Raw genomic sequence first — 18,207 nt, 5'->3', positions numbered from 1 at the left:
CTCCCCCACCCGCCCCGGGCAGCGCCGCATGGACGCGTCCAGCACCGCGCGGGCCTCCGCGTTGGGGTGGTGCACCGTCACCAACTCCAGGCGCGTCTTGTCCTCGGAGAGCAGTTGGAGCACGCACGCGTCCCCCAGCGCCTCCGACACCTTGCGGACCAGCACCTCCAGCACCATGGACAGGTCCAGCCCCGCCTCCGCGATGAGGTGGCTGACCTGCACCAGGACGTGGAGCCGCGCCGCGCCGCGCCGGCTCTCCTCCTCCGCCGCGCGGGCCTTGCGGAACAGGTCCGCGTTGTCGATGGCCAGCGCCGCGCGCCCCGCCAGCTCCTCCGCCAGGGACAGGTCCGGGATGTCGAAGGGCGCGGACGTCGCGCTCCGCATGAAGGTGAGCACCCCCAGCGTGCGCTGCCGCGCCACCAGCGGCGTCAGGATGAGCGAGCCCACGCCCAGCTCGCGCGCGGCCGCGTACAGCCGCGCCGCCGCCGTGCGGGTGTCCCCGGGCTCCGCGGTGGGCCGCGCCATCATCCACGGGCGCCCCGAGGCGAGCACCTCCGCCAGCAACGTGGGGCTGCCTTCCTGCGGAGCGAAGCGCAGGAGCTCCAACCCCCGCGGCGCCGACTGCGGGTTCTCATAGAGCACGGCCAGCCGCCGCACCACGCCGTCCTCGTACGAGTCCACCGCGCAGCCATCCGCGAAGTGGCCCAGCGCCAGCCGCGCCACGCCCGCCACCGTCTCCTCCCAGTCCAGCGACGCCGACACGAGCGCGCTCGCATCCGCCAACAGCCGCAGGCGCTGTCCCGCGGCCTCCGCCTGGAGCCGCGCCGTGCGCTCCCGCGCGTACAGCCGCGCGCGCTCCAGCGCCTGGCCACACTCATGGCCCAGGCCGGTGATGGAGGCCCGCTCCAGCGCGGAGAAGCGCCGAGCCTCCGGGAAGCCGAGGCACAACGTGCCGAAGGTTCGCCCTTCCACGTGCAAGGGCAGCAGCACCAACGCACGCAGCGCCCCCAGCGCGGGCACCACGTCCCGCACCGCGGCCGGCGTCTCCAGCCACACCGGCGCGCCCGGCACGGGCAGCACGTCCCCCGCCGCGGCGGGCGTCTCCAGGCGCACCGGCGCCCCCGCGTCGTGACTCGGCACACCGCTGCTTCGCCAGGGCGGCGCCCGGAGCGCCTCTCGCTGCGCGTTCGTCACCCCCAGCGCGGCCTTCAACGCCAGCGTCCCGTCCGGCGCCACCAGGTGCACCAGCCCCACGGCCGCGCCCACGGCGGGCAGGCCCTGCTCCAGCACCACGCGCGCCACCTCGTCCCCGGACAGCGCACGGCCAAGGGCCTCCGTCACCGCCTGGAAGCGGCACAGCCGCAGCACCTCCGACTCCTCCACCTCCGCCCGAGCGGACAGCACGGACTGGCGCAGCGTCTCCGCCATGCGCTCGCGCTCGAGCGCCAGCGCCGCCAGCTTCACCGAGAGGCCGAAGCGCCGCAGGTCCTCCTCCCGTGGCCGCCACGCCTCGCGGAAGAGCACGCCCAGCACACCGGCGGCGCCCAGGCCGGAGGCGAAGTAGAGCGGCTGGGACAGCAAGGCCGTCGCCCCCAGTCGCCGCAAGGCGTCCGGCTCCGAGGCCAGCAGCGCGTCTTGCGACACGTCCTCCACCACCCGGGGCAGGCGCGGCTCACCCGGCGCGGGCGCCTGGGCCAGCAGCTGCTGCGCGCAGAGGGCGGACGCCTCCGAGTCCACGCCGTGTGTGGTGAGCGTGCTCAAGTCGCCCGTCCCGCCCCACCAGCACAGAAAGGCACCCGAGGCCCCCAGCGTGGCGGACGCCTGGCAAAGCAATTCCTCCAGCACCGCCACCACCGGCGGTGCTGCGGACAGCCGCTCCAGGGCCCGCGACATGCGGTCCACCGCGGCTCCCACGTTTTTTCCGGGCACCTTCATGCCCCACTCCCCCCGGCACGGACGCATGGCTCCCTGCCTCGAAGCCCCATTCTCCCATGTCGGACGAAGCGTGGAAACCGCACAGCGCGTTGCCCTGGAGTACGGGGTTCCCCGTGGGTGCCTCAGTGCTCGAAGACGCGGAAGAAGGCGAAGAAGATTTCCAGCACGATGAGCAGGACGATGACGGCCTCCAGCGTATGGGAGCGGTCGATGTCCACGTCGCCCTTGAGCAGGCCATACGTTTGCGCCAGCAACTGCTGCTTGCGGGTGACGGCGGCCTGCCACGGTGGAATCCGCATGCGGCGCACGGCGCTCTCGTAGACCTTGGCCAGGTAGAAGTCGCCGATGATTTTGAGGCTGTTCTCCACGCGCTCGATGAACTCGTTGAGGTCCACCAACGTGGAGAGCGTCTGCCGGGCCAGGTTGCGGTAGGGGCTGCGGAACAACGTGGCCCAACCGTGCCGCGCGGACTGCACCTTCTCGTGGATGCGGGTGATGTGCGCGTCCAGCCGGTCGTCGTAGTAGCGGAACTCCAGCAACTGCGCGTTGGCAATCTCCAGCAGGTCAGGGATGTCTCTCGAGCCGGATGGCTCGTAGACGAAGGCGCTGTTCCAGTCGATGACGACCAGGTCGTGGATGGTGTAGCTGAAGCGCGACTGGAGCACGGACTCGCTCTCACGCGGGGACAGCGGCACCGTGCCGCTCTCACCCAGGAGCAGCCGGGCCAGGTCCGCGCGTGACATCAACTCCTCCGCGGTGGGATTGCCACGGATGTGCTCGGCGAAGATGACGGTGTAGCTCTCACTCTGCTCCCATAGATGGGGCGCCTGCGCGGCGGGGGCGATGGTGCGGCGCACGCCCTCCACCAGCTCCAACGCCAGGTCCTCCAACGCCTGGCTGTCATAGAGCTCGTCCGCCATGCGCGTGAGCACCTCCAGGGAGGTGCCCGGAACGACTGGCACCTGCAGGATGATGGACACGGCGCCGTGGTCGAACAGGCGCGCGGTGACATCCACCGTGACGGGGCCATCCCGCAGCGCCAGGGGCCGGCGGCCCAGCTCATAGGCCAGCGGCGGGTTGGGCAGTTGGATGTACTGACTGTTCTCCCGTGACAGCCTGAGCCGGCGCGAGTCCTCCGTGAGCACCCGGCGCGCGCGCTCCAGGTCCAGCTCCTCCGCGATGTCGAAGGTGCGGTAGCAGAGGACGTACGCCTTGTCGAAGAGCAGCGGTTCAGCAGCGTCCATGGTGCGTGAAGCCTAACCCGCGCCCATGACAATCCGTGGCCGGCCGCCCTGGCATGCCAGACAGTCGTCATTCCCTCCACGGAGCCGTGCCGGAATGGACGGCCCCAGGAGGCGCAAGGCTGTCTTCGGCCGCGCGGACGCTCAGGGCCGGTGGCGCGGCGGAGGCGGCGCCAGCTCCGTGCGCACGTCCCACAGCTCCGGGAAGAAGCGCAGGTCCAACGCCTTGCGCAGGAAGCCCACCCCCGACGAGCCGCCCGTGCCCTGCTTGAAGCCGATGATGCGCATCACCGTCATCATGTGGCGGTAGCGCCAGAGCTGGAAGCGCTCCTCGGTGTCCACCAGCTTCTCGCACATCTCATACGCGTCCCAGTGCGCCTCGGCGTCCTGGTAGATGCGGCGGAACACCTCCACCACCTCCGGGCTCTTCTCGTAGGGCTTGCGCCAGTCACGCTGCACGTGGCTCTGCGGCACCGGATGTCCCATGCGAGACAGGTGGCGCAGGAACTCATCATACAGGCTGGGGGATTCGAACAGCCGCTCCAGCTCGCCGTGGATTGCGGGGACGTGGCGGAAGGGCGTCAGCGCCTGCGCGTCCTTGTTGCCCAGCAGGAACTCCAGCGCGCGGTACTGGAAGCTCTGGAAGCCAGAGGAGCTGCCCAGCGTGTCGCGGAACTCCAGGTACTCGTTCGGCGTGAGCGTCTCCAACACGCTCCACTGTTCGAAGAGCATCCGCTGGATGTGCGCCACGCGCGCGAAAATCTTGAACGACGGCTCCAGCCGGTCCGCCTGCACGTAACGGATGCAGGCGCCCAGCTCGTGGATGAGCAGCTTCATCCACAGCTCGCTCGTCTGGTGCTGGATGATGAACAACAGCTCGTCATGGTGAGGCGGCTGCGAGCGCGTCACCTGGGCCGACAAGAGCCGGTCGAGCTGCAGATAATCACCGTACGTGGTCCTTCCGGCCAGGTCGGTGATGATTCCAGGCTCCAAATCGCGTTTGTTCATGGGCCCGGGCATTCATGCTCGTGCAAGCCCCCACGGGCAAGTCTCTCCCGCATGGGCGGACCCCGATTCCTCTCCCGACGACAGAGCGGAACGACGGGGGCGCGGTCACTCTCTGCCCGGGCCGGGGCAGCGTGCCGCTGGCTAGCCTGCGTGCCCAGCCTGAGCGGCAGCCGCCAGCGCCTTGGACGCGGCGCGTCCGCGCGGCAGCTTGATGTCGTCCACGCTGTCCGGGTCGGCGTAGTCCTTCCAGTCGCTCGGGCGGCGGTTGGTCTTCTCCAGCATGCGGAGCTTCTGGTAGTGGGCCGCGCAGTAGCCCTTGGTGCGGCTGGGCTTGCCGCAGCCGATGATGGCGCACGCGCGCGAGCCGTCAGCACCCGCCGCCGCCGGCTTGCGACCACGACGCTTGCCACCCGCGGCCGCGGGAGCCGCCGTCACGGAGCTGCGCGCCGCGGGAGGACGCCCCGGGCCACGACGGACCGCCTTGGCGGACGCGGGAATCTGGGCGCCGAACAGGGGCCCGACGACCTCGGCCAGCGGGGCCAGGCGCTCAGCCACGTTGCGGAGCGCGTCCAGGTCCGCCGTGCCCTCCTCCAGGCGCGCGACCACGTCACGCAGCGGCTTGAGCTGGACCTCGATTTCATTGCGGATCATGTCGCGAAACGCTTTATCCACGGACATTCGTTGAATCCTCACCTGGGGAACGACAAGAGTCATGCAGTACGGGGGGGCTGATGCTCGATGCTTGTGATGCTGCCCATACCCTTACCTTCCAAAAAAGGTTTTGTCTAAAGGAAGAGATAAAAGTTGTGACTGAGCAACGGACCATTCGCCCCGTTGTCGCAGGTCTCACCTGTTTCCCGGCGGCCTCCGGGGCCTAACCGTCCCAGTGCAGGGACTCCAGCAGGGGGGCCTCCCCCGCCACCTGGAACACCTGGGGGCGTGGCAGCAGGTCGTCCCAGGTGGCCGATAAATCACGACGCAGGTCGTCCAGCGACAGGGAATCCAGGGCAATCATGAGCTGGGGCAGTCGTGCATTCTCCTCTTCTTGGAAATGCGCCACCGCCAGGTCTTCCAGTGTCAACAGACGCGCCTGCCACTCGGGATGACCCGAGGGCAGCTCCTCCAGCTCAGCCATCAGCTCGCGCATGGTGAGATGGTCTTCCGTCTGCTCACGGCAAGACTCGCGGCCCTCCACCCGCGCCATCACCGGGTAGAGGCAGCGCTCCTCCAGTCGGGAGTGAAGCCTCAGCAATGTCAGCAACTCCGCCGTCAGTCCCCTCAGCTCATCGGGTTCCACACCCGATGCCAGACGCTCGAGACGCTCTTCCAGTTCCCGATGCTGGTCGATGAGGATGTCGAACGGGCTGCCCATGCCGGAACGTTCGGCATGCACCCGGAAGCAGACAACCTGAGTATGCCTGCAAGCTGGCATTACTCAAACTCCTATGACCCCCCACTGTCGGGGCCGTCACTGTCTCAGGGGCGGCTGGCTGCCCGGCGACCAGGAGGAAGGCGCCGCCTGCTGGGGGCGCCGCGCATCCCCATGTTTTTCCACCATGGATGCCCCGCTCGCCAGCCTGCGCCGGGCCGTATTCCGCCTCGCCGAACAGGGCGCGGCGCTGTCGGCGCTGTACCACCGGGCGCGGCTGGTGGGCTGCGAGCACCTGCCCGTGAAAGGCCCGGTGCTGCTGGTGGGGAACCACGGCGTCTGGGGTTACGAGACACCGGCCTTCTTTCACCTGCTCCACCATCGCACCGGCCGCTATCCATTGGGCCTGGCGGAGCGGGGGTTCTTCCGCATCCCGTTGATCCGCACGGTGTTGCCCTGGCTGGGCGGCGTGGAGGGGACGCGGGAGAACGCCCTGACGGCGCTGCGGGCGGGCTCGCTGGTCGTCTGCTATCCGGGGGGCGCGTGGGAGACCTTCAAGCGCAGCCAGGGGCGCTACCGGCTGCGCTGGGAGCGGGCGCTGGGCTTCGCGCGGCTGGCGGCCCGCGCCGGGGTGCCGGTGGTGCCCTTCGCCGGCCAGGGGGTGGATGACACCTTCCGGTGGCCCCCGGGCGAGGAGCGCCTGTGCGTGCGCCTGACGGACGATGACAAATACCGGATGCCGTTGGTGCTGGGCCTGGGGCCCCTGCCCTGGCCCGTGCGGCTCACCTTCCACCTGGGGACACCCCACGCCCCGCCGCCTCCGGATGCCAGTGAATCCAGCCTCCGGGCCTTCCGGGACACCGTGGCCGCCAGCGTGCGGCGGCTCCTGACGAGGCATTCCCATGCGTGAAGCCCTGTCATCCCGCCCCGGGAGACACCCCCGAGGCCCGCCGCTCGTCCCGGAGGTGGACGACATCCAGACGGGTTATGCCCACCTCCCCTGTGAACAGCGTCCCGTGCGAGGCGCACCGGTACGCCTGTTCACCTTTCCAGACGGCAACAGGGATGAAGCACGCACCGTGGTGTGTCTTCCGGGGCTGGGGGCCAGTGGCCGCTCCTTCGCGCCCATGGAGCCGCTGGCGGGCGCGCTGAGGCTGCTGATGTGGACGCCGCCCCTGCGCACCCCCGCCACCCACACCCCGCTCTTGTGGAACCTGGCGGTGCTGGACCACGCGGAGTCCCTGCTGCCGGGGCGCTTCGCCCTGCTGGGGTCGTCCTATGGAAGCCTGCTGTCCATGGCCTACGCCCTGGCCCACCCGGAGCGGGTGAAGGCGCTGGTGCTAGTGTCACCGGTGGCCAGCGTGCACCGCAGCCGCCGGCTGGCCCTGACTTTGTCCACCCTGGTGCGCGCGCCCCGGCCCCTGGCGTACCTGCTGGCGCCCACCGTGGCCCGGGTGCTGGGAGGCCGCCGGTTGCCGCCGGAGGGCCGGGCCGAAATCGTGCGCGAGGCCCGGCGGCTGTCCCCGGTGGAGCTGCTGCGCCGGCTGCGGGACATCCTGACCACGAACCTGATGCCCCGGCTCCATGAGCTCCAGGTGCCCACGCTCGTCATCCAGGGCGGCCGGGACTTGCTGGTGCCCCCCCGCGCCGCCCGCGACGTGGCCCGCCACATCCCCGGGGCCCGGCTGGCGCTCATCCGGGGCGCCAGCCACCTGCCCTACATGAGCCACCCCGAGGCCTTCAACACGCTGGCCGGGGACTTCCTCCGGGAGCACCTGGACTGAAGCCGTCACCGTCACCCACCCACCCACGCCATGACCACCGACACCACCCACCTGTCCCGCTCCGCCCTGCTGTTCCTGGCCCGCCGTCCGGGCCTGGAGGACGCCGCCATGCGCCTGCGCCCCTTCCGGCGGCTGGCCTCGCGCTTCATCGCCGGGGAGACACTGGAGGAGGCCGTGGACGCCGTGAAGGCGCTCTCCGCGCGCGGGCTCATGGCGTCGTTCGACCACCTCAACGAGGCCGTCCAGACGCCCGAGGAGACGCGGGAGGAGGTGCGCCAGTACCAGCGGCTGCTGGCCCGCATCGACCTGGTGGGCGTGCGGGCCAACGTGTCGCTGAAGCTCACCCAGTGCGGGCTGCTGTTCGATGAAGCCCTGGCCCTGGAGAACGCGCGCACGGTGGTGGCCGAGGCCGCGGCCCGCGACTCCTTCGTGCGCATCGACATGGAGGACAGCTCGGTGACCCAGGTGACGCTGGACATCGTGCGTCAGCTCCGCGCGGAGTTCGGCGAGCCCCACGTCGGCGCCGTGCTGCAGAGCGCCTTGCGGCGCACGGAGCAGGACGCGAAGGCGCTGTGCGCACAGCGCATCCGCGTTCGTCTGTGCAAGGGCGCCTATCTGGAGAAGCCCGACGTGGCCTTCCCAGACAAGCGGGACGTGGATGCCAGCTTCGTTCGCACCCTGCGGGTGCTGCTCGACAGCGGCGTGTATCACGGCATCGCCACGCACGATGAACGGATGATTGAAGCGGCACTGGACCACGCGGCGAAGCACGGACTGCCGCGCGGCGCCTTCGAGTTCCAGATGCTGTACGGCATCCGCAGGGACTTGCAGGAGCGACTCGTGAGGGAGGGTCACCCGGTGCGCGTCTACGTGCCGTACGGACGGCACTGGTACCCGTACCTCATGCGCCGGCTGGCCGAGCGCCCCGCCAATCTGGGCTTCCTGCTGCGCAACCTGGTACGTGGGTAGGGAGCGGTACGCGCCTCCCCGCATGGCGTGCGGGGCCCGCGCGCGGCCCGCATGCGGGTGAAACATGCGGATGAAACACCAGACCGCGCGCCCTCTTGGAGACACGCGCGTCAGGACCCACGCCCAGCGCGTTCGGACCGGCCCTCATGGACAGTCATGTCCGGCAACCCCATACCGGGGCCGGTTCGCGCATCGCGGCATTCCCTGCTCATGCCTCATGTCTCGTCGCATGGCGCCGATGCGGCGCGAGCGAGCGGCTGCCCGCGCCTCCGCCACCCACGGGGCCCGTGGACGGCTCGCCGCGCCGAGTGCCCCCGGAGGGACACGCCACGGGGGACGTCCCTAGCTTTCCCGCATGGCGCTGCCCATCGAAGCCCATGCCCTCATTGGAGACACGCACAGCGCCGCGCTGGTGGCGAATGACGGCGCCATCGACTGGCTGTGCTGGCCACGCTTCGACTCGGACGCGTGCTTCGCGGCGCTGCTGGGTGAGCAGCGGCATGGCTTCTGGCGCATCGCCCCCACCGTGCCCGTGCGGCGCGTCCACCGCCGCTACGTGCGCGACACGCTGGTGCTGGAGACGGAGTTCCACACCGACACCGGCATCGTGCGCCTGTGCGACTTCATGCCGCTGCGCGAGGACACGCCGCAGTTGATTCGCATCGTGGAGGCCCGCACCGGACAGGTGCCGCTCCAACTGGAGTTCGCCCCCTGCTTCGGCTACGGCGACCGCACGCCCTGGGCCCGCCTGATTCCGGGCGGCGTGAGCACCAAGGCGGGCCCGGACGCGCTCTACCTGTCCACGGAGCTGCCGCTGCGCTTGGAGCACAGCCACGTGCTCGCGGACTTCTGCGTGCCGGAAGGACAGCGCCGGGCCTTCGTCCTGTCCTGGCATCCCTCCCACCTGCCTCCGCCCCGGCAGCCGCCGGACCCGCTCCGCATGCGCGAGGACACGGAGCGGTGGTGGCGCGCCTGGGCGTCCCGCTGCATCCACGAGAGCCCCTGGCGCGCCCAGGTGATGCGCTCGCTCATCACCCTCAAGGCGCTCACCTACTCCCCCACGGGCGGCGTGGTCGCCGCGCCCACCACGTCCCTGCCGGAGCGGATGGGCGGCGTGCGCAACTGGGACTACCGCTACTGCTGGCTGCGCGATGCCACGCTGACGCTGCTGACCCTGTTGGACGCCGGCTACACCCAGGAAGCCCAGGCCTGGCGGAACTGGCTGCTGCGCGCGGTGGCCGGAGAGCCCGACGAGCTGCAAATCCTCTACGGCGTGGCCGGAGAGCGCCGCGTCACCGAGCTGGAGCTGCCCTGGCTGCCGGGCTTCGCGGGCTCGCGCCCGGTGCGCATCGGCAACGCCGCCGTGGGCCAGCTCCAGTTGGATGTCTTCGGTGAGGTTGCCGACTGCCTCTACCACGCGCTCCGCCACGGCGTCTGTTCGGACGCCGAGGCCTGGGACGTGAGCGTGCACCTGCTGCGCTTCGTGGAGCGCAACTGGGACCAGCCCGACGAGGGCATCTGGGAGGTGCGCGGCGGGCGCCAGCAGTTCACCCACTCCAAGGTCATGGCCTGGGTGGCCATGGACCGGATGGTGAAGACGGCGAACCTGCGCGGCATGCGCGGCGCGCAGGTGGAGCACTGGAAGGCGCTGCGCGCGCAGATGCACGCGGACATCTGCGCGCGAGGCTACGACGCCCGCCGCAACACCTTCACCCAGGCCTTTGGCGGCCAGGCCCTGGACGCCAGCCTGCTGTTGATTCCCATCGTTGGGTTCCTCCCGCCCGACGACGTCCGCGTGCGCGGCACCGTGGCGGCCGTCCGCCGCGAGCTGTGCCACGACGGACTGGTGCGCCGCTACCACACGCACGAGACCCGGGACGGCCTCCCCCCGGGAGAAGGCGTCTTCCTGGCGTGCAGCTTCTGGCTGGCGGACGCGCTGGCGCTGTTGGGCCACGAGGGCGAGGCGCGCGCGCTGTTCGAGCGCCTGCTGGGCCTGTGCAACGACGTGGGCCTGCTGTCCGAGGAGTACGACCCGGTGGCCCGCAGGATGGTGGGCAACTTCCCGCAGGCCTTCAGCCACCTCGCGCTGGTGGGCACCGCGCTGAACCTGTCGCGCGAGGGCGGCCCCGGTCAGCAGCGGAGCCACTGACGGCGGCCCGGGCCATTGCCTGGAAATGAAGCGGGCCCCCACACGGCCGCGCCCGCTGGGGACGCGGCCGGGCGGAGACTAGAAGTAGCCGCCGATGGTGGAGGCGACGCTGAAGTTCACCTCCACGTCACCGCCCAGGCCGAAGGCCAGGCGCGGGCCACCGCCCACGAAGAAGTGCGGCGTCACGTGGAAGAGGAAGGGCGCGTAGCCTTCCAGGATGACGGTGACGTCGGCGGGGAGCGTCTGGTTGGCGAAGGGCAGGATGTCATCGCCGATGTACAGCGACACCTGGCCCTTGGGCCACACGGAGATGCGCTCGGAGAGCGGGATGTTGTAGCCGACGCGCGCGTTCAGGCCGAATGCGGCAATCGTGTCACCGCTGCCAAAGAGCGCGCGGACCTGGAGGCCGCTACCGACGGACAGGTTCTTCTTGAGGAAGTAGTCCGCGCCGGGCTCCAGGAAGATGTAGCCCACGCCGCTGCCCTGCGTGGAGTAGCCCAGGCTCGCGGAGGCATCCGTGCTGATGACGAACTGCCCCTCCGAACCGAAGCTCCCCGACGACTCCTGCGCGCCGGCGCTCACCGACATCATGACGCCCGCCACCGCGGCCAGGTTCTTCCAGCTGTCTGCCTTCATGAGACGTCCCTCCGTTGCGTAGGCCCGGTGCACATGTCCGGGCGCTCGGCGACCACTTCTAACCAATGGGCGCGGAGGAACATCATTTATTTCGTCATGGTTGTGAACAGTCGCGTCGATGTCCCGCGGCGGGTCAGTGGTCCCAGGACAGCGTGTACTCGCTGTCCAGCAGGGACGTCTGTCCGCCGCGCACCTGGATGTCCTGGGCGCCCACGGCCAGCAGCGCGCCTTCAAGCATGCCTTCGTTGTAGGCCACGGGGGTGAAGATGCGGCGCATGTGGATGCGGCCCGAGCGCGGGCCCGTCCACGCCACCTGGAGCTCTCCGAAGTTGATGGCCATGCGGTAGGCCTCGGGGAGCATCTCCACGAGGCGCTTGGGCTCGCCGCCCACCTGCTGCCGGACCTCGGCGCCGAACATGGAGTTGATGAAGGCCAGCGTGCCCTGGACGCCAATCTGCCGCATGGCCTCCTCCACGCCGCCGAGCTGCGGCGCCAGCAGCCGGGCCGCGGAGAAGAACACGCGCATGAAGGGCGGGACGGGGTAGAACTCGGTGGTGTCCAGGTCGGCGGGGTAGTCACCGCCCCGCTGGATGGGCGCCACCGCCTGCTCACCGCCGAGGAAGCGCACCGTGTCGAGGACGGCGGCGAAGTGCATGCCGCGAATCCCCTCGGACGCCTCCACGAGCGCGAGCCGCGAGCTCAGCTCGCGCTCCACATCCTCTGGCGTGTCCCACTTGCCGCGCTCCATGCCGACCTCCCGTCGGAGAACGCGCGGGATGCTGGCACAGCTTGGTCACCCACGCGAACTCCGGGCGGCCTCGGTGCGAGGCGTCCCACCTGTCACGTCCGGTGCGCGACGCGACTCAGCGCGCGGGCTCGACGGCCGGCTCGGCCGCTTCGCGGCGCAGGCGCGCTTCGAAGACGAAGGTGCCGAAGGGGAGCAGCGACGCGATGACGCCGCCCACCACGCGCACGAAGGACCAGCGGCAGGTGATGGCCATCTCCATGAGCGCGAAGAGGTAGAGCACGAAGAGCAGGCCGTGGACCCAGCCGGTGAACTTCACCGCCTGCGGCATGCCCAGGGCGTACTTCAACGGCATGGCGATGAAGAAGAGCGCGATGACAGACAGGCCCTCCGCGAGGGCGATGGCACGGAAACGTCCGAGAGGGGTCTTCGACATGTGGTTCTCCCCCGCCTGTTTCCCATTCCCGGGCGCCGTGGTCCATGAGTCATGGTGACGCAGGGGGTGCTGCCTGGTTGGCTGCTCGGGGCGCGTGGTACGTTGCCGTGCCGGGGGAGGCACCATGAAGCATGGCTACCGCGAGGGCTGCCTGGTCTTGATGGCGCTGGGCATCGCTTGTTCGAGCGGGCGCAGCTACTACACGCATGCGGAGGTGCCCAAGCTCGGAGGCGAGGACGCGTTTCCTGTGGCGCCAGGGCCATGGCCGCGGGTACCTGCGGTGCTCTCGGATTCGGCCAACGTTCCGGGAGTATTGCGTCGCCCTCTACCGAACGCAGGAGGACTGGCGGGTCTCCTGGCCACTGCGAAACGTGGGGAATGTATCCGGCAGCTGCCAGCCTCCGTGGGGAGGCGTCGATGATGCTGATTTCGGAAGAGACCTCCCCATCTTCGGATATGCGCACAACCATCCCTGTGGCTCTGGCGTCAGTAGCCAGGACCTGTCGGTCTGGCCTCTTGCGAAATCCGGAGAGGGGGTTTGGGTCATGGTCTCCAGTAGCGCCCAAGGTGCCACATGCTGAGCCCTCACCACTTCATCGTGCTCGTCTCACTGCTCGCGGACGGCGGAGCCCGTCCCGCCCCCGCCGGTGACGCTGGAACGGACGCGGGGACACCTTCGCCCCGCTCCGCTCTTCCGGCTCCAGTGAATACCGACGCAGGCACGTCGGCCACCATCCCCTGGCCCGAGACAGAGTTGGAGCCGCTTGGAACACTGGACGGCCCAGCGGTCCTGGCCGCGCACGCAGCGCTTCAAGCGGTCATGAAGCGCTTTCCGAAGACCGCCACGAAGTCGTGTGCCTTCTCACCGCGCGCCTTGGAGTTCGTCGTTGGCTACCAGGCCGGGTGGTACTTCGTCCGGGTCAACCGCAGGGTCGAAAAGTGCCCGGAGTTCGGCCCAGGTGTGACCCTCGAATACGACTGGTTCGAGCTGTATGCCGTCTCCCCAGAGGGACACGTGGAGCGGTACCCTCACATGCCTTGAGCCCTCACCCCCGCCACGACGGCAGCGCCACGCCGTAGCGCGCCAGGTCCTCGGGGGTGTTCACATTCGCCAGGGCTTGGAGTGACGGCTCCACCGCGCGCAGCACGGCCTCGGACAACAGCCCCTTGGGTACGCCAGACAAGCGTCGGCCCTGCCCTCCCGCGAAGATGGCCAGCGCCACCTCCGGAAACTCCGTGTGGATCCGCTCCATGCCCGTGCCCTGTGCGCGCTCCACGTCATAGGCTGCGGCGCATCCATGTCCCTCACGCCCCTCGACTCCGCCCGGCTGGCTGCGCTCGACGCCATCGCCCGGGCGGCGCCCGGAGGGGTCTTCAGCATGAGGTTCTCCCCCGCCTGTTTCTCCCCCCGGCCGCCGCGGTCCATGAGTCATGGTGACGCAGGGGGGGCTGCCTGGTTGGCTGCTCGGGACTGATCGCGCAGCGCAGATGAACTGAGCGACGGCGCCGCCGCAGCGGGCGTGTCCTCCGTGGCGTGTCGTCCATGGGCTGCGCGCGCGGATGTCCAGCCATCACCTCCGTGTCGGACTTCATGCTGAACGGACCACGCGGCCATCTCAGGGGGCCCCTCGCGGCGGGGAGACCGGAGTCACTCCCGTAGCTCGCTGTTCGGAAATGTCGGGGGTTTTGACGCCACAAAAGTCCCGACATTTCCGAACAGCTACCACCGGGCTGCGCGCCCGACCCACAGGAATGAAACGCCGTAGCCTGCTCGTGGCGTAGGCACAGAGGTTGGCGCGTCATGGGTGCAGGTGAGCCCGTCGAACAGTTGGGCCCGGAGCCTGGTGCGCCCCCGAATCCATGCTCACGGCCGCCCACCACCTGCCGCGCCAGGACCTTCCCTACAAGGACGTGGGCGCCGACTCCTTCGAGCGCTCCAGCAAGGCGCAGCGCGCCACAAGCGGCGACTACGCCCAACAGCCACCGGCTGCTCGCTTCATCCGCACGCCGCTATGAGTCGTGGCGGGGTGCCCGTCAGTACGCGGGCAGCGCTTGGAAGGTGATGCCCTCCAGGTCCAGACGGCGCACCGCCTCCATGAAGCGCTCCGTGCCGACAATCATCGTGGAGAAGTTCCCGACCCGGAACAGGTCCAGGTCCGTGGGGAGGGAGGCTGCGTCGAGGATGAGCGCGTCCGGCCGTGTCAGTCCCCAGTGGCCACAGGTCACGCACGGTGGCGGCTCATCGGGCGGGATGCAGTCCGGATGCAGCCTGCCGTGGGGCGGAATCTGAAGCTCCAGCAGTTCTGGCCCATCCTTCTGCCGGAAGCGCAGTTGCGTCAGGCAGGCCTGGAGGCCTCGGACGCCCTCGAAGTGCAGCCGCGACAGGGCGTCGCGCTGCACGAGCAGCTTCTGCCCCCCTACCCAGGCAATGGGACCGAATGCGCCCCTGGCACGTCCGACCAAGGGGCCAAAGCCCGTACCGGGCGGCAGTTCGGCGTCGGGAGGAACCAGCGGCCTGACCAGCTCACGAAGGCGCACGAATTCAGGGAAGGGCTCGGGTCTGGGACGCGCGAACTCGTTGCGCGCTGGCAGTTGAGCCAGGTCGATGCACGGATACTCATGTCCCGTATTGGCCCATGTCTCGCCGCAGGTGCCGCAGCTCACACCGGGGAGCGACAGCTTGTGCCAGGCGTTGATTTCTCCTCCGTACTTCGCCGCCGCGACCTTGTCCTCTTGCATCCAGAAGAAACGGCTCATCCGTCCTCACGCTCCCGGGCGCGAATAGAGTAGGGCTGAATCGGGCCACCCATGAGTTGGAAGCGATGAATGAGATCCCCCGCGAACTTGTAGATGTCCGTGGGACGGGCGCTCGGCTTCGCCGTCTTGAAGTCGCGCCAGGCCTGGTTCCACGCGCCACCGCGTCCGTCTCCACCATGAATGCGCCGGTGGACGTCACGCGGAATCGGCATGGTGTAGTCGTGGATCTTGACGCCTCGAACCGCGAACCACATCGAGAGGTCTTCTGCCTGGGGGAAGATGTGGTGCTTCTCCCAGCGCCCGGGTGTGAGTTGGCGTGATGGCGGGATGAGTTGCTCGGGCGCGCCGTTCCAGTTGGGGAAGACCATGACGGCTCCCCGAGGAAGCTGATGCCCACCTCCCCAGTGCCTCCGAGGCCCTCTGCCGGGTGCGGCTGCCGCAGCAGGCGGACGCGCGGGAGGAAAGCGCGCCAGTGACACCGCACCGGAAATGTCCTCACAGCGGTAGAAGCCGCATTCGCCCCCGAGGCACAGCAGCGTGACGCACCTGTCTTCATCGGCCGAGCGGCACTCTGTTTCCGCATCAGCCCCTGCGCTTTGGTGGGGCGCATTCGCAACCGTGGCGCAACCGCTCCAGAGCAAGGCAAGCGCCAGAAGCCATACGCGCGGAAAGATTCGCACAGCCTGTCAGTATAGCCCTGGATGTTCCCAATCCATTTCCTGAACGCCTTCTCTGGGGCGACTCCCTTCACCCCCGCCACGACGGCAGCGCCACGCCGTAGCGCGCCAGGTCATCGGGGGTGTTCACATTCGCCAGGGACCGCAGGGACGGATCCACCGCGCGCAAGGTGTCCTCGGACAACAGCCGCGTGCGCACGCCGGACAGCAGCTCCCGCATCGACGGATCCGCCGCCAGCGCCTCACCCCACGCGGGCACGAGCGCCGACCGGTACACCGCGACCAACGGCTCCAGCCTGCCCCCCACCTCGAAGCACACCGCGTCCACGCCGGCGTCCCGCGCGCCCAGCAACACCCGCAGGACCTCCGTCGTGATGAACGGCATGTCGCACGCCACCGCCACCACCCACGGCGTGCGCGCCGCCCCCAGCGCCGCATGGACACCACCGGGCGCGCCCTTCCCTGGCACCACGTCCGCTACCGTGCGCAGCCCGAAGCGCGCGTAGGGCCCGGGCACGTTCGCCACCAGCAAGACGTCCTCGAAGCGCGGCGCCAGCGCCAACAGCCGCTCCAGCACCGTGCGCCCCTCCACTTCCAACAACCCCTTGGGCACCCCAGACAGGCGCCGGCCCTGTCCTCCCGCGAGGATGGCCAGCGTCACCTCCGAAAACTCCGTGTGGCTCCGCTCCATGCCCGTGCCCCGTGCGCGCGCCCGCCGCGGCCACCTTACCTTTCCGCCCACGCACGCCCCCAGAGGAAGAAAGCGGACGAAGCGTCCCTTGCCCCCGTGGACACGGCGCGCGCTCCACGTCATAGGCTGCGGCGCCTCCATGCCCCTCACGCCCCTCGACTCCGCCCGGCTGGCCGCGCTCGACGCCATCGCCCCGGCGGCGCCCGAGCGCGTGCCGCTCCTCGATGCCCAGGGCCGGTTCCTCGCCACCCCCGTCACCGCTTCCCGCTCGCTGCCCGGCTGTGACAACTCCGCCATGGACGGCTGGGCCGTGCGCGCCGAGGAGACCCAGGGCGCCTCCCGCGACCGGCCCGCGCGGCTGCGCGTCACCAGCACCGTCTTCGCTGGCGCCCTCCCGTCCACGCCCCTCCAGCCCGGAGAGGCCGCGCGCGTCTTCACCGGCGCGCCCCTGCCCGCCGGCGCCGACGCGGTCGTCCGACAGGAGGCCGCGCGCGCCACCGAGGACGGCGCCTGCGTGGACGTCTTCATCACCGTGCCGCCCGGCAACGACCTCCGCCGCGCCGGAGAGGAGGTCCTCACCGGCACCCCGCTGTTCGACGCGGGCCAGCGCGTGGGCGCCGCGGTGCTCGGCGTGCTCGCGTCCATGGGCGCCACGGACGTCTGGGTGCGCCCCGCGCCGCGCGTCGCCGTGCTCGCCACCGGCGATGAGCTCGTCCCGCCCGGCACGCCCGCCCTGCCCCACCAGGTCTACGAGAGCAACCTCGTCCTCGTGGCCGCGCTCGCCCGGGAGGCCGGCGCGGAGGTCCGCCAGCTCGCCCGCGCCCGCGATGACGAGCGCGCCCTGCGCGACGCGCTCACCCGCCTGGCCCCGCAAGTGGACGTCCTCATCACCACCGGAGGCGCCTCCGTGGGGGACAAGGACCTGGTGAAGCCCGTGCTCGCCGCGCTCGGCGCCCGCTTCTTCGTGGACGGCGTCGCGCTCAAGCCCGGCAAGCCCGTGGCCGTGGCCCGGCTGGGTGACACCGCCGTCGTCGTGCTGCCCGGCAATCCCGGCGCGGCCACCGTGGCATTCGACCAGCTCGCCCGCCCGCTCCTCCTCAAGCACCAGGGCGTGCGGGAGACGCGCCGCCGCGTCCGCGCCCACCTCTCCGAAGCGCGCCACAAGCAAGCGGGCCTCACCTACCTCATCACCACCACCCTGGAGGCTCGGGACGGCCTCGCGCCGCGCGCCGCGCTCCGCCCCCAGGGCGCCGGGCAGACGCTGCAGAACGTCCACGGCGAGGGCTGGGCCCTCCTCCCACCGGGCCGCGCGGACTTCGCCGAGGATGACCTCGTCGACGTCGAGCTCTTCGACCGGCCCACCTTCACCCCCGTGGGGGCGCCCGCATGAGCCGCGTCCCCGCGCTCAGCGTAGTGGGCTGGTCCGGCGCCGGCAAGACGACGCTGCTCACCCGGCTCGTCCCCGAGCTCGCCACGCGAGGCCTGCGCGTGGCCGTGGTGAAGCACTCCTCCGACGCCCATCCGCTGCACCGGCCCGGCAGCGACACCGCCCGCTACCACGACGCGGGCGCCGTGCTCTCAGGCTTCGCCACGCCCGCGGGCGTCCAGCTCACGACGGCCACCGCGCCCTCGGACGCGCTGCCAGCGCTGCTCGAGCGCTCCGCGGGCGCCGTGGACCTGGTGCTCGTCGAAGGCTGGAAGGACGGCCCCCTCCCCAAGCTGGAGGTATGGCGAGAGGGCCTGGGCCCGCCGCTGGCGCCCTCGCGCCCGGAGGTCTTCGCGGTGCTCACCCTGTCTCTTATACCCATCT

Annotated in this window: 18 protein-coding genes and 1 pseudogene; 7 read left to right on the top strand and 12 right to left on the bottom strand. The window is 70.3% G+C overall.

Features of this window, described 5'->3' with window-relative positions; genetic code table 11:
- The 5 genes from HV826_RS37915 to HV826_RS33690 all read right to left on the bottom strand — a co-directional run.
- The coding region (locus HV826_RS37915; RefSeq protein WP_303623596.1) for a GAF domain-containing protein at positions 1–1,935 on the bottom strand (1,935 nt) is incomplete at its 3' end.
- Positions 1,936–2,057: 122 nt separating this feature from the next.
- The gene (locus HV826_RS33705) at positions 2,058–3,179 is read right to left on the bottom strand and encodes a hypothetical protein (protein WP_176421137.1); all 1,122 of its coding nucleotides are present in this window, start codon (positions 3,177–3,179) and stop codon (positions 2,058–2,060) included.
- A 141-nt stretch (positions 3,180–3,320) separates the two neighbouring features.
- Positions 3,321–4,196, bottom strand: a complete 876-nt coding sequence (locus HV826_RS33700) for a tryptophan 2,3-dioxygenase (RefSeq protein WP_176421136.1) — start codon at positions 4,194–4,196, stop codon at positions 3,321–3,323.
- 129 nt (positions 4,197–4,325) lie between these two features.
- Positions 4,326–4,862: a cell wall protein gene (locus HV826_RS33695; protein WP_176421135.1), complete on the bottom strand. Its 537-nt coding sequence runs from the start codon at positions 4,860–4,862 to the stop codon at positions 4,326–4,328.
- Positions 4,863–5,058: 196 nt separating this feature from the next.
- Positions 5,059–5,616, bottom strand: coding sequence for a hemerythrin domain-containing protein (locus HV826_RS33690; protein ID WP_176421134.1), 558 nt, complete (start codon positions 5,614–5,616; stop codon positions 5,059–5,061).
- A gap of 124 nt (positions 5,617–5,740) precedes the next feature.
- Between HV826_RS33690 and HV826_RS33685 the strand changes: the two genes are divergently transcribed.
- The 4 genes from HV826_RS33685 (at position 5,741) to HV826_RS33670 (ending at position 10,455) form a co-directional block, all read left to right on the top strand.
- Positions 5,741–6,463: a lysophospholipid acyltransferase family protein gene (locus tag HV826_RS33685; protein ID WP_176421133.1), complete on the top strand. Its 723-nt coding sequence runs from the start codon at positions 5,741–5,743 to the stop codon at positions 6,461–6,463.
- Positions 6,456–7,337 (top strand): alpha/beta fold hydrolase, encoded by an 882-nt coding sequence (locus HV826_RS33680; RefSeq protein WP_176421132.1) that lies wholly within the window; start codon positions 6,456–6,458, stop codon positions 7,335–7,337. The genes HV826_RS33685 and HV826_RS33680 overlap by 8 nt, the downstream gene beginning before the upstream one ends.
- 30 nt (positions 7,338–7,367) lie before the next feature.
- Complete coding sequence (locus tag HV826_RS33675) at positions 7,368–8,306, top strand: proline dehydrogenase family protein (RefSeq protein WP_176421131.1); 939 nt, start codon at positions 7,368–7,370, stop codon at positions 8,304–8,306.
- A gap of 355 nt (positions 8,307–8,661) precedes the next feature.
- On the top strand, positions 8,662–10,455 hold the full coding sequence (locus HV826_RS33670; RefSeq protein ID WP_176421130.1) for a glycoside hydrolase family 15 protein: 1,794 nt from the start codon (positions 8,662–8,664) through the stop codon (positions 10,453–10,455).
- A 78-nt stretch (positions 10,456–10,533) separates the two neighbouring features.
- Here the strand turns inward: HV826_RS33670 and HV826_RS33665 are convergent, their stop codons facing one another.
- From HV826_RS33665 to HV826_RS37680, 4 genes are all read right to left on the bottom strand, one after another.
- A complete protein-coding gene (locus HV826_RS33665) occupies positions 10,534–11,091 on the bottom strand; it encodes a hypothetical protein (RefSeq protein ID WP_176421129.1) in 558 nt (185 codons plus the stop codon).
- 133 nt (positions 11,092–11,224) lie between these two features.
- Positions 11,225–11,839 carry a DUF2378 family protein gene (locus HV826_RS33660; protein ID WP_176421128.1) on the bottom strand — a complete coding sequence of 205 codons (615 nt, stop codon included), beginning with the start codon at positions 11,837–11,839 and terminating at the stop codon, positions 11,225–11,227.
- A 115-nt stretch (positions 11,840–11,954) separates the two neighbouring features.
- Positions 11,955–12,272 (bottom strand): DUF3817 domain-containing protein, encoded by a 318-nt coding sequence (locus tag HV826_RS33655; RefSeq protein ID WP_176421127.1) that lies wholly within the window; start codon positions 12,270–12,272, stop codon positions 11,955–11,957.
- 1,046 nt (positions 12,273–13,318) lie between these two features.
- A complete protein-coding gene (locus tag HV826_RS37680; RefSeq protein ID WP_255217541.1) occupies positions 13,319–13,549 on the bottom strand; it encodes a hypothetical protein in 231 nt (76 codons plus the stop codon).
- Between the two features lie 583 nt (positions 13,550–14,132).
- Here HV826_RS37680 and HV826_RS33645 point away from each other — a divergent pair.
- Entirely contained in the window at positions 14,133–14,288 is a 156-nt protein-coding gene (locus HV826_RS33645; RefSeq protein WP_176421126.1) for a hypothetical protein, read from the top strand.
- Between the two features lie 18 nt (positions 14,289–14,306).
- On the opposite strand, the gene HV826_RS33640 is transcribed toward HV826_RS33645, so the two are convergent.
- The 3 genes and pseudogenes from HV826_RS33640 to HV826_RS33630 form a co-directional block, all read right to left on the bottom strand.
- Positions 14,307–15,029: a double-CXXCG motif protein gene (locus tag HV826_RS33640; RefSeq protein WP_176421125.1), complete on the bottom strand. Its 723-nt coding sequence runs from the start codon at positions 15,027–15,029 to the stop codon at positions 14,307–14,309.
- A gap of 6 nt (positions 15,030–15,035) precedes the next feature.
- Positions 15,036–15,709 (bottom strand): annotated as a pseudogene (locus HV826_RS33635) (TIGR02269 family lipoprotein).
- Positions 15,710–15,776: 67 nt separating this feature from the next.
- Entirely contained in the window at positions 15,777–16,397 is a 621-nt protein-coding gene (locus tag HV826_RS33630) for a molybdenum cofactor guanylyltransferase (protein ID WP_176421123.1), read from the bottom strand.
- 139 nt (positions 16,398–16,536) lie between these two features.
- Here HV826_RS33630 and glp point away from each other — a divergent pair, with 139 nt between their 5' ends.
- Positions 16,537–17,787, top strand: a complete 1,251-nt coding sequence (glp, locus tag HV826_RS33625) for a gephyrin-like molybdotransferase Glp (RefSeq protein ID WP_176421122.1) — start codon at positions 16,537–16,539, stop codon at positions 17,785–17,787.
- The coding region (mobB, locus tag HV826_RS33620) for a molybdopterin-guanine dinucleotide biosynthesis protein B (RefSeq protein ID WP_176421121.1) at positions 17,784–18,207 on the top strand (424 nt) is incomplete at its 3' end. The genes glp and mobB, both read left to right, overlap by 4 nt.

The organism is Myxococcus sp. AM010, from assembly GCF_013372585.1.
Lineage (GTDB): Bacteria > Myxococcota > Myxococcia > Myxococcales > Myxococcaceae > Myxococcus > Myxococcus vastator.
This window is presented reverse-complemented; position numbering and strand designations above follow the sequence as displayed.